12 protein-coding genes and 1 tRNA gene are annotated in these 10,820 nt (G+C 34.3%); 2 read left to right on the top strand and 11 right to left on the bottom strand.

Going from position 1 to position 10,820, the window contains the following annotated elements; genetic code table 11:
* Positions 1-8: 8 nt before the first annotated feature.
* The 7 genes from IAI56_RS03560 to idi form a co-directional block, all read right to left on the bottom strand.
* Positions 9-923, bottom strand: a complete 915-nt coding sequence (locus IAI56_RS03560; protein WP_187656575.1) for a DMT family transporter — start codon at positions 921-923, stop codon at positions 9-11.
* Positions 924-992: 69 nt separating this feature from the next.
* A tRNA-Thr gene (locus IAI56_RS03565) sits at positions 993-1,066 on the bottom strand.
* A 78-nt stretch (positions 1,067-1,144) separates the two neighbouring features.
* Positions 1,145-1,411 (bottom strand): hypothetical protein, encoded by a 267-nt coding sequence (locus IAI56_RS03570; protein ID WP_187656563.1) that lies wholly within the window; start codon positions 1,409-1,411, stop codon positions 1,145-1,147.
* Positions 1,412-1,466: 55 nt separating this feature from the next.
* Positions 1,467-2,429: a type I phosphomannose isomerase catalytic subunit gene (locus IAI56_RS03575; protein ID WP_187656564.1), complete on the bottom strand. Its 963-nt coding sequence runs from the start codon at positions 2,427-2,429 to the stop codon at positions 1,467-1,469.
* Between the two features lie 113 nt (positions 2,430-2,542).
* Positions 2,543-2,989 (bottom strand): peroxiredoxin, encoded by a 447-nt coding sequence (locus IAI56_RS03580; protein WP_187656565.1) that lies wholly within the window; start codon positions 2,987-2,989, stop codon positions 2,543-2,545.
* Position 2,990: 1 nt separating this feature from the next.
* On the bottom strand, positions 2,991-3,401 hold the full coding sequence (locus IAI56_RS03585; protein WP_187656566.1) for a 6-pyruvoyl trahydropterin synthase family protein: 411 nt from the start codon (positions 3,399-3,401) through the stop codon (positions 2,991-2,993).
* An 18-nt stretch (positions 3,402-3,419) separates the two neighbouring features.
* Positions 3,420-3,947 carry an isopentenyl-diphosphate Delta-isomerase gene (gene idi, locus IAI56_RS03590; RefSeq protein ID WP_187656567.1) on the bottom strand — a complete coding sequence of 176 codons (528 nt, stop codon included), beginning with the start codon at positions 3,945-3,947 and terminating at the stop codon, positions 3,420-3,422.
* A 163-nt stretch (positions 3,948-4,110) separates the two neighbouring features.
* On the opposite strand from idi, the gene IAI56_RS03595 reads away from it, so the two are divergent.
* Positions 4,111-5,208, top strand: coding sequence for a bifunctional methionine sulfoxide reductase B/A protein (locus IAI56_RS03595; RefSeq protein WP_187656568.1), 1,098 nt, complete (start codon positions 4,111-4,113; stop codon positions 5,206-5,208).
* A gap of 62 nt (positions 5,209-5,270) precedes the next feature.
* Here IAI56_RS03595 and IAI56_RS03600 read toward each other — a convergent pair whose 3' ends face one another.
* The 3 genes from IAI56_RS03600 to IAI56_RS03610 form a co-directional block, all read right to left on the bottom strand.
* Entirely contained in the window at positions 5,271-6,833 is a 1,563-nt protein-coding gene (locus IAI56_RS03600) for an NAD(P)/FAD-dependent oxidoreductase (protein ID WP_187656569.1), read from the bottom strand.
* Positions 6,834-6,939: 106 nt separating this feature from the next.
* Positions 6,940-7,998 (bottom strand): DUF2891 domain-containing protein, encoded by a 1,059-nt coding sequence (locus IAI56_RS03605; protein ID WP_187656570.1) that lies wholly within the window; start codon positions 7,996-7,998, stop codon positions 6,940-6,942.
* Positions 7,999-8,058: 60 nt separating this feature from the next.
* Positions 8,059-9,582: a T9SS type A sorting domain-containing protein gene (locus tag IAI56_RS03610; RefSeq protein WP_187656571.1), complete on the bottom strand. Its 1,524-nt coding sequence runs from the start codon at positions 9,580-9,582 to the stop codon at positions 8,059-8,061.
* 54 nt (positions 9,583-9,636) lie between these two features.
* Between IAI56_RS03610 and IAI56_RS03615 the strand changes: the two genes are divergently transcribed.
* A complete protein-coding gene (locus tag IAI56_RS03615) occupies positions 9,637-9,870 on the top strand; it encodes a hypothetical protein (protein WP_187656572.1) in 234 nt (77 codons plus the stop codon).
* Positions 9,871-10,006: 136 nt separating this feature from the next.
* Here IAI56_RS03615 and IAI56_RS03620 read toward each other — a convergent pair whose 3' ends face one another.
* Entirely contained in the window at positions 10,007-10,621 is a 615-nt protein-coding gene (locus tag IAI56_RS03620; protein WP_187656573.1) for a hypothetical protein, read from the bottom strand.
* Positions 10,622-10,820 lie beyond the last annotated feature (199 nt).

The following is a 10,820-nucleotide window of genomic DNA, read 5'->3' on the forward strand; positions in this document are numbered from 1 at the left end:
TGAATTTATTAGTTTCGATTACCAAACTTTATATTCATCAACACAATTGCCAGAATAATTAATATAATTCCAATCCATTGTGTTAAAATAACATCTTCATTCAAAATCATAAAAGCCATCATAACTGAAACTGGTAATTCTAATGCAGATACAATACTTCCCAAACCTATTCCTGTCAACGGAAATCCTGCATTAAGCAAAAGTGGTGGAATTACGGTTCCAAACAGCGCAATTATAATTCCCCATTTATAGAAAATATCATAGTTGAATGGTGTTTTTTGAGTAAGAAATGCAAAAATAAAAACGACAATTATTCCTCCTAAAAGCATATACAAACTTCGTTGTGCCGACGAAATAGTTAACGCTACTTTATTAGCCGCAAACATTGTTGTTGTAAATGAAGCTGCAGCTAAAAGTCCGAGAACAACACCTCGCCAATCTAAATCCATACTTTCACTAAACAAATTAGTTGCCAATGCGGTTCCAAAAAGCACAATCAATACGGCAAAAACCTTGATTTTTGAAGGTAATTTTTTTTCTAGAAACATTTCCAAAACAACACCCATCCAAACGGTTTGCATCAATAAAACAATTCCAATTGATACCGGAATGATTTTTACTGCCAAATAATAAAATATACTGGTTAATCCCGTAGAAGTTCCAACCAGCATTAGCTTTTTTATATCAGATGAAGATGCTTTAACAACATTGTTTCCTTTTCTTTGCTTTTGAAAAGCATTAATCCCTAAAACGATTAGAATTCCAATCACAAATTGAGCGACGATAACTTCTGCTGGCGTATAATTTAAACCTTGCGAACTGGTATCTTTATAAGCCAATTTCACAAACGTAGCCAACATTCCATAACTCGCAGCGCCAAGTCCAACCAAGAACACGCCTTTTAATACATTGTTTCCAACCATTTTCTTTTCCATATATTTTTTAACTTTATTGCATAAAAAAAGGAAAGCTTTCGCTTTCCTTTTTGATTGAGCCGATAGAGGGACTCGAACCCACGACCTGCTGATTACAAATCAGCTGCTCTAGCCAGCTGAGCTACACCGGCATCTCAATTCGAGTGCAAATATAGATTTGAATTTTAATTCTCCAAAATTTTTTTGCACTTTTTTATTGTTTTTTTCTACTAAAGTGCGTTGATTTTTCCAATTAACTGATTAGCAGTTTGTTCTAATTCAGTATTGATTTGTTTAAAATGTGCTTTTTTATTTTCCACATTTTTAGCGTTTACTTTAGTAATTAAAGCATCAAATGATGCAATTGCTTCATCAATAATTGCTTGTGATGCATCAGTAGATTTTCCTGCTTTACTTAACTCATGAAAATAAACGATTTCAATAATATCACCGATAACAAAGTTAATGTCTTTTTTTAAATTTTTAACGCTTGGCATTTTCTTTTATTTTTAAAATTTGGTGCAAAATTACGCATAATCTTTTGAATATAAGTTAAGAAATGTAAATTTCTAGTACCGATGCATTTCCATTTAACTGAAAATCAGTTAAAAAAGCAGGAATTAAAACAGTATCGCCTTTCTTGTAATTGTACTTTTCTTTATTTAAAATCAATTCAAAATCGCCATCAACGCACATATAAACGGTAAATGAATTTTGATTTTTATTGCAATCTATTTTTCCATTTAAAGGAATAAAATTAGTTGTGAAATATTGACAATCAACAACTTCATTTGATTTATTTTCTAATTTTGAATATCTTTTTTGTGCGTCAACTGCTTCATAATTAATTGCATCAAGAGCTAAATCAACATGAAGTTCACGAGTATTTCCGTTAGCATCTACTCTATCAAAATCATATAATCTATAGGTTATATCAGAAGTTTGTTGGATTTCGGCAATTACAGTTCCAGCACCAATGGCATGAACAGTTCCAGTTTCTAAAAAAAACACATCGCCTTTTTTTACTTTTTTGGTATCCAGAATATTCAATAATGTCTTATTCTCTAAATGCTGAATATATTCTTCGGGAGATGATTTTTCTTTAAAACCAACTATTAATCGTGCGTCATCGTCGGCTTGCATAACATACCACATTTCCGTTTTTCCAAAGGAATTATGACGTTTGGCAGCCAATTCATCATTGGGATGAACTTGAATTGACAAATCTTCGCGTGCATCAAGATATTTGAATAATAAAGGGAATTGTTCTCCAAATCTTTTGAAAACTTCTATTCCTAAAACTTGTTCTGGAAACTCATTTATCAACTCGTTCAACGATTTTCCTTCATAAGAACCATTTGCAATAACACTTACATCATTTTCAACTGTAGAGATTTCCCAACTTTCTCCTGTAATTTCCGAAGTAATAGGTTTGTTTAAATACGTTTTCAGTTTTGTTCCGCCCCAAATTCTATCTTTTAGAATCGGTTGAAATTGCAATGGATAAAGTTTCATTTGATAAATTTAGATTACAAATATGCGAAAATTTGACTATATTATTTTGTCAAAATCTGTCAAATACCAGACAACTACGTTGAACAGTTTAAAAGTATCGTTGAATAATTATTTTACTTTTTTAATACTTTTAAAGCTTTTTCGATATGAATAGTACCTGACATGCTATTAAAGACCATAATAATAAAACCATTTTTGTCAACTACAAAAGTTTGACGTCCAGGAATTATTAAAAAATCATTTTCTACACCAAATAATTTTCGAAGTTTCTTGTCATTATCAGAAAGTAAAATAAACGGAAGATTAAATTTACTTTTAAATTTTATATGGGATTGAACAGAATCAGCACTAATTCCGATAATTTCTGCGCCTAGATCTTTAAATTCTTCATAATTATCTCTAAAACTGCAGGCTTGAGCAGTACAAACTTTAGTTTCATCTTTTGGATAAAAATAAATCACAAGCGCTTGTTTCCCTGTATAATCCTGACTATCAAAGAGATTTCCGTTAGTGTCTTTTGCTTTAAAATTGGGTAGCTTATCGCCTACTTTTAGTGCCATTTTAGTTTCCTTTATAGGTTACAAAATTGCGAGGTGTTTCATAAAGAACTACTTCTAATTCTTTATCAGCATCAATAAATTTTCGAAGTTTATTCCAAATTACAACCGCGATATTCTCGGCAGTTGGATTTAAATCAGCAAAATCCTGAACATCTAAATTTAGGTTTTTATGATCGAAAGCATTTTCTACATGCTCTTTTATCAAATCGGAAAGAATTTTTACGTCAATCACAAAACCAGTTTCCTGATCGATTTCTCCAGTAACTGAAACGATAAGTTCATAATTATGTCCGTGAAAATTAGGATTATTGCATTTGCCAAAAACCAAATCGTTTTGCTCCATCGTCCAATCTTTTCGATACAATCGATGTGCGGCGTTGAAATGTGCTTTTCTAGAAACGGTAACTTTCATATTTTGTTTTTTGGAATTTTATAGTTTGTGATCTTCTAAATAATGATAAAACTCATCGAATATAATTTTGAACCAAACCGTATAAATATCAGGATTTGCAACCATATCGTCTTTGATGTCTTCAATGGTCATCCATTTCCAACTTTCTACTTCTTCACAATTAATATTGGGTTCTTCATTAGAATATCCAATCATCACGTGATCGAGTTCATGTTCGGTCAAACCATTATCAAATGGCGCTTTGTAAATAAAATGAAAAAGTTCTTTTAGCTCTGCTTTGAAACCCATTTCTTCAAATAGTCTTCTTTTTCCAGCTTCAATATTGGTTTCGCTAGCACGTTGGTGACTGCAACAAGTATTGGTCCACAATAAAGGCGAATGGTATTTATGATGTGCGCGTTGTTGTAACATCACTTCATTTTTATCATTCAATATAAAAACCGAAAAGGCACGATGCAAAACTGCTTTTTCATGTGCTTCCAATTTATTCATCAAACCAATAGGTTCGTCTTTTTCGTTGACTAAAATTACTTGCTCTTCTTTCATAGAATTTTTATGATGGTCAAAAATACGAAAAAAGAATTGCTATGGAATTTTTATATTTTCAACAACCGTTAAACTTTACTTAAAACCACTCATTTTGTAATCTGCAAGACATTTTACAGCGTATATCTGTTGTAAATTTGTATTCTCTTTAAATAAGATTGCTATGAAAAAAATCTTGAATATTTTGGTTATCATTCCGCTGTTTGTTTTAAACGCCTGCGGTCAATCGAACAATAAACAAAAAAACACAACAACAAAAACAATTGCAATGGAAAACGTAATCAGCAAACCTGAAAATCCGTATTACTCTAATACCGACACAAAAAAATTAAATGTACCAAATGCCGAATGGAAGAAAATTCTATCTCCAGACTTGTATGCCGTTGCTCGTGAAGCCGATACAGAACGTGCTTTCACGGGAACGATGTGGAAAAGTGAAACTAAAGGAACTTATTACTGTGCAACCTGCGGAAATAAATTATTTAAATCCGACCAAAAGTTTGTGAGTAGTTGTGGTTGGCCAAGTTTTTTTGAGCAAAACAACAAAGAAAGCATCACTTTCAAACCTGATAATTCTTATGGAATGCAACGCACCGAAGCACTTTGCGGAAGATGTGATAGTCATTTAGGACATTTATTTGATGATGGTCCAGAACCGACTGGAAAAAGATATTGTATGAACGCGATTTCACTGGACTTTGTGCCTGATGCAATTGCTACAAATTCAGGAAATAGTGAAACAATTGTTCTTGGCGGTGGCTGTTTTTGGTGTGTGGAAGCGGTTTATGAAAATCTTGATGGAGTAAGCAAAGTTGTTTCGGGATATGCTGGTGGAAGTGTTGAAAATCCGAGTTATGAAGAAGTTTGCACTGGAAGAACTGGTGCAGCAGAAGTAGTTGAAATTACGTATGATAAAACCAAAACGAATTTGGACGAAATTTTTAAAGTGTTTTTCACTGTTCACGATCCAACTACTTTAAACCGACAAGGTGCTGATGTTGGTACGCAATATCGCTCGGTGATTTTTTATAAAAATGAAAACGAGAAAAAAGCTGCTCAAGATTTAATTAAGGATTTGAACAAGGAAGTTTTTGATAATAAAATTGTGACTACGCTTGAACCTTTGAAAAAATTCTATAAAGCGGAAGAATACCACCAAGGTTATTATGAAAACAACAAGAACAAGCCGTACTGTCAAATGGTCATTCAACCGAAAATTGAAAAGTTTGAAAAGGTTTTTAAGGATAGATTGAAGAAATAGGTTTAACCACAAAGTTCACTAGGAAGCACAAAGCTCACAAAGTAAAATTATTTTGTGAGTTTTTATTTTTTTAAAACCTCAGCGATTTTCAATGCACATTTTTCTCCATCTATTGCTGCCGAAATAATTCCACCAGCATAACCTGCACCTTCGCCACACGGATACAATCCTTTTATCTTAAGATGTTCCAAAGTTTCGTTATCTCTCGGAATTCTAACTGGCGATGAAGTTCTACTTTCTGGCGCATGAAGAATAGCATCATTTGTTAAATAACCTCGCATCGTTTTTCCGAATTCTTTAAATCCTTCTCGCATGATTTGAGATAAAAATCCTGGGAAAACTTGTCCCATTTCTACTGAAGTTGTTCCGGGAACATAAGATGTTTTTGGAATATCTGCCGATACTTTATTTTGAGTAAAATCGACCATTCGTTGTGCTGGAACTTTTTGAGTTTGACCTGCTAAATGCCAAGCTTTTTGTTCGATAGCTTTTTGAAATTCCATTCCGGCAAGTGCTCCAAATTTGGCGTATGGTTTAAAATCTTCTAATTTTAGTTCAACTACAATTCCAGAATTGGCAGTAGCTTGATCACGTTTGGATGGCGACCAACCATTAGTTACTACTTCGCCTGGACTTGTAGCACATGGTGCAATTACGCCACCTGGACACATACAAAACGAATACATACCTCGACCGTTGACTTGTTTTACAATGGAATATGGCGATGGCGGTAAAAATTCTCCTCGGAAATCACACGAATACTGAATTCTATCAATTAATTCCTGCGGATGTTCTGCGCGAACGCCTAATGCAAAAGGTTTTGCTTCGATAAATATTTTCTTTTTATCTAATAATTCAAAAATATCACGAGCGGAATGTCCTGTAGCAAGAATGACTTTATTGGCAGAAATGACATCACCATTTTGAATAACAACTCCTTGAACTTCATTGTTTTTTATAATAAAATCGGTGACGCGAGTGTCGAATAAAACTTGTCCGCCGCATTCGATAATTTTTTCTCGAATGTCTTGAATAATTTGTGGCAATTTATTGGTTCCAATATGCGGATGTGCTTCTACTAGAATATCATCTGAAGCTCCGAAAGCAACTAATAATCTAAGAATTCTATCAACATCGCCACGCTTTTTGGAACGTGTGTATAATTTTCCATCAGAATAGGTTCCTGCTCCACCTTCGCCGAAACAATAATTACTGTCTTCGTTGACGATATGATCACGATTGATGGCTTTTAAATCGCGACGGCGACCGCGAACGTCTTTTCCTCGCTCGATAACTATGGGTTTTAAACCCAATTCGATTAATTGTAAAGCGGCAAAAAGTCCGGCTGGACCAGCGCCAACAACTATAACTTCTTGTTGATTGGAAACATTCGGATAATCGGGAAGTGCTATTTTTTGAGGAATAAACTCTTCATCGATTAAATAAACGGAGACTTTTAGATTAATCTTTATAGCTTTTTGTCGCGCGTCGATGGAGCGTTTTAAAACTACTACTTTTTGAACCAACTTTGTTGAAACACGAACTGTTTTTGCCACATATTCATAGAGCAAACTTTCATTGGCTGCTATTTCGGGAGAAACTTGGAGTAATAGTTCTTGTGGCATTTAGATATTAGATTTATAATATTAGATATTAAATATTGAACCTCGACTTCGCTCAGTATAAACTAGTGTGACATTATATTATCGATGCAAAAGTAATTATTTGTTTTTACTTTTTCTCCTCGAAAGCGCGCAAAGCGAAGGAAGCCAGCCAATGTTCGCCTTCATAGTTGCCATCGACCACGGACGGAAGCGAGAAGTTTAGATGGTAATCGGCTAGAGTTTTCAGATGTTTGAACTCGTTTGGATATTGATTTAACAAATGATACATGTTCCAAGCGCGACTGAAATTTAGTCCGTCGAGATGGACTAGATGTCCGTCGGTTCTATCGGAAACTCGGGCAACTTCCCATTTGTAATCTTTTTTGAAAAGGTTTGGTGCAAACTTTTTGAGCCACGTTAAAAACTCATTTTTAGGTAGAATTCGTTGCATCAAAGCCATTTCTTCCATGCATGGCGACAGGAAATCGGTTCCGCTTGGTTCCCAATTGAATGGACAGTTTTCGTCTTTTTGGAATAAACGAATGGCGTTTTCTTTGATGCTTTTTTGGAGTACTTCATTTTTAGAAAACATTGCATAATCCCAAGCATTTGTCAATCCGAAAGCGGTGTTTGAATGAGTTCCAACGCGAACCGGATATAATAGTTTTGGCAAAAACTCAATGTATCGTTCGATGATGATATTGGAAAGTGGTTTTAGGTTTTGAGCGAGTTCAGCAGCGAAAGGTTCGTTGCTGGTTTCGAGTTCGAGTTGTAGTTTGAGCAACCAATTCCAGCCGTAAGTTCGTTCGAATGATTTTTCGTGTTTCTTATTGAGGTAATCTATTTCTACCTGAATGTTTTCTTTGGAAAGATTGGTTTTCAGCTTTTGTATAATCTGTTCTTTGTTAGCCAAATTAGGATATCGCTTTAGCAAATAAACCAAACTCCAATGTCCGTGAACGGAAGAATGCCAGTCAAAACAGCCATAAAATGTTGGATGGAGTTTTTTGGGTGATTGAATCTCAGTGCTGTCAATTAATAATTGTCCTAACTTATTTGGGTATTCTTGTTGAAGACATTTTAAAGGCAAAGTGGCTAGATGATTGGCTTGCTGCAAGGTTAATTCTTGAGCAAGTGTTTCAAAAGAAACTAGAAATGATAGTAGGATATAAACGTAATTTTTCATTTTATAAAAATAAAAAAAGCTGCCTTATTTAAGACAGCTTTGGTAGAATTCTTTTTGGTATTAGTTTTTGATAAACTTTTTAGTAATTACTTTATCATTTGATTTTATTTTGACAAAGTAGATACCCGAAGCTAAATCAGCGACTGAAATGGTTTCGAGGTTTTGTTGATTATTTATTTCTCTTAGTAAACTACCGTTAATACTGTAGATAGAAACGGCATCAATAGTAAGCGTTGAAGCATTTTCTATGTTTAGAACCGTAGTAGCAGGATTAGGATATAGACTGATTAAATTATCAAAGGAATTGTTTTGAACGCCCAATGCTACACCAAATTCAAGATAATCAGGTGTTCCGTTACTGTTAGTATCATCGTTAGCAGGGTTTCCATCACCATTGTAATCTTCTCTCCAGGTTAGTACTCCATCGCCATCATCATCGTTGTCTAGATAGTTAGGAATGGTGTCATTATCGGTATCCATTAGATTCAAACTTGTTTGCCCGTTTAGTCTTTGGAATACATATTCAAGATTGGTTAATACTAAATCGCCATCGTCATCGTTGTCAAGATAGTTAGGTATTCCATCGCCATCTGTATCGTCATTGGCTAGATTAGTATCGTTGTTTGCGTCTTCTACATCGGTTGGAACCGTATCGTTATCAGCATCAATAGCACAATCGATTACGGTTAAAAGTACTGTAGTAACAATACCATTGTAAGCCGCATAAATTGCCTGCTGATTTGGATTAATATTAAAATAGGTTGTAGGTAGCGGGTTTGATTGTGTTACTGCATCAGTAAAATTTTCATAAAAAAGTACGCCACTAGGATTTGATGGCATTAAATCTTGTGCGGCTACGAGTAGATTAAATTCGTCAAAACCATTGCCGTTATCATCGCAGTTTACAAAGTTATAGCTTGGGTAATATCCTGGTCTTGAAAAACGCCAACCTTCATGATAGGCTGTCCAAGCTCCTGTATTTCTTCCGGGTGCAGCAATTCCTGATGTTCCTGTTGCATTGATTATCCCAGTTACTGCTCTACCTCCATTCCAACCTGTACAAACTGGTTTATCTATTAATTGAATATCAATTGTATTCGTCGTTTCGTTTAATATCATTTGAAAAGAACTTCTAAGGGAAGTGCAACTAAAATGAGGTTGATTGTTAAAATAAACTACAAATTTTCTATAAGGAGCAGTTCCATAAACGCCTTGTGTAATTGTTCCTGCTGCTGATGCATTGTTCATGTCATGAAAACAGCCTAAAATAGAATTCAGTGCAGGAAAAGAGGTACTAGGTATAGTTTGAGAAAAACTCCATGGTGTAAAACCACCTGCATTAGTGTTATTGAAATTTATAAATCCATTAGTGCTTACCACTATTTGGTCGTATGTATTTCCATAAAATTCAAAATTAAACGGAAGATTAATTGCTGGCGAATAAACATCATCAGCACTGGTTAATGGAATGGCATTGCCTGTAAATTGTTGAAATGGAATGGCTGTTACCTGATAGTTGTTTTGTGAAAAACCATTTACTACAAATGCAAGGAATATGATAATTAGAGTGTATTTTTGCTTCATGTTTGATAATTATTTATTTACAAATATATTTAATTTATGTAACTGATTTATAGTATGTCTAGAAAAATAAAACTGATTTGGGATTTTAGAGGTGAAGTGGCTGCAAAAACTGCCGAACACCATGAAATTCATCTAAAAGAATATATTGCTATGGAAAAATTACCCATCAGCATCACTGGTTTTGAGGTTAAAAATGAGTTGCACGCTATTGCCTATATGGTGGTGACGGATGAACACATGATACAGGTTAGAGATGCTCTGAAACCTCATCGTGGGGAACTTTATTAGATAGAAAATAGAGGAAAGAGACAAGAGAAAAGATGTTGGGAGTTTAGAGTTGCGGGTTAACTTATTTATAAAAAAATAACCACACCAAAATTGTATGCCTAATTTTAAGTGTGGTTATCGCCGCCGAGCTGCTATTTTATTCTCCAAAAATAATTTCAGTTATATCACTAGCTACCCCAATTTCTTGGTCTTTTATTACCCCAAAAGCTCGAAACTCAAAATGCTCTGGCTGTCCTTCTACCGCTAGCGTTGGTTGATATTCAAACGGACTAGTAGTCAATCTAGTTATAGCTTTCCAATTAGAAGTACCTTTATGCCTAACGTATAAATTAATACCATTTACCCCTTTTTTAGTAAAACGAATGCGGATAGCTCCTCCAAACAAAGCCGCCGATACCACAGGTTTATAAGTATCTGGATTAAAAATTACAGATGAACCAACTATACCCAAATCTTCTCCAATAGCTTGGGTATAAAACTTAGCCGTTTTGTGGCGCGCTATATCTTCTTTTAGCTTTGAGTTGTTATCGTTTAATACTGAAGTGCGGTTTTCAAAAGCACTTTTTAACAACCCTTTTTGGGTAGTGACTAAATTAATAGCATTTATCATGTCTTCACAATAGGCTACTTCACTATCTATTTCTGCTTGCGTTAGGTTGAGCTCCGCCGCATAATTAGGCAATTTTGATTTATAGTTAGTGTACCATAAAACCAAGTCCGCTATTCGCTGCGGAAAATACGATTTATTCATAATAATAAAATTAATGTTAATAAAAACAGGCATCGGCTTCTTCTGAAAGACGATTTCTTTTCCTAGGAGAATTTGCCAAGTAATTATTATATCATTTTAACATTATTAGGTATAAAAACTATTTTATAAATCAAAACTCATTACATATAACGCAATAAATTATAAAAAAGTATACAAATAGTAAAATATTTGAGAGTGT

Origin of the sequence: Flavobacterium macrobrachii (assembly GCF_014486675.1) — a bacterium.
Lineage (GTDB): Bacteria > Bacteroidota > Bacteroidia > Flavobacteriales > Flavobacteriaceae > Flavobacterium > Flavobacterium macrobrachii.

Excerpts from the sequence above, each read along its gene's own strand:
- IAI56_RS03560 (WP_187656575.1), bottom strand. The coding sequence starts at position 923 with ATGGTTGGAAACAATGTATTAAAAGGCGTGTTCTTGGTTGGACTTGGC.
- IAI56_RS03570 (WP_187656563.1), bottom strand. The coding sequence starts at position 1,411 with ATGCCAAGCGTTAAAAATTTAAAAAAAGACATTAACTTTGTTATCGGT.
- IAI56_RS03575 (WP_187656564.1), bottom strand. The coding sequence starts at position 2,429 with ATGAAACTTTATCCATTGCAATTTCAACCGATTCTAAAAGATAGAATT.
- IAI56_RS03580 (WP_187656565.1), bottom strand. The coding sequence starts at position 2,989 with ATGGCACTAAAAGTAGGCGATAAGCTACCCAATTTTAAAGCAAAAGAC.
- IAI56_RS03585 (WP_187656566.1), bottom strand. The coding sequence starts at position 3,401 with ATGAAAGTTACCGTTTCTAGAAAAGCACATTTCAACGCCGCACATCGA.
- idi (WP_187656567.1), bottom strand. The coding sequence starts at position 3,947 with ATGAAAGAAGAGCAAGTAATTTTAGTCAACGAAAAAGACGAACCTATT.
- IAI56_RS03595 (WP_187656568.1), top strand. The coding sequence starts at position 4,111 with ATGAAAAAAATCTTGAATATTTTGGTTATCATTCCGCTGTTTGTTTTA.
- IAI56_RS03600 (WP_187656569.1), bottom strand. The coding sequence starts at position 6,833 with ATGCCACAAGAACTATTACTCCAAGTTTCTCCCGAAATAGCAGCCAAT.
- IAI56_RS03605 (WP_187656570.1), bottom strand. The coding sequence starts at position 7,998 with ATGAAAAATTACGTTTATATCCTACTATCATTTCTAGTTTCTTTTGAA.
- IAI56_RS03610 (WP_187656571.1), bottom strand. The coding sequence starts at position 9,582 with ATGAAGCAAAAATACACTCTAATTATCATATTCCTTGCATTTGTAGTA.
- IAI56_RS03615 (WP_187656572.1), top strand. The coding sequence starts at position 9,637 with ATGTCTAGAAAAATAAAACTGATTTGGGATTTTAGAGGTGAAGTGGCT.
- IAI56_RS03620 (WP_187656573.1), bottom strand. The coding sequence starts at position 10,621 with ATGAATAAATCGTATTTTCCGCAGCGAATAGCGGACTTGGTTTTATGG.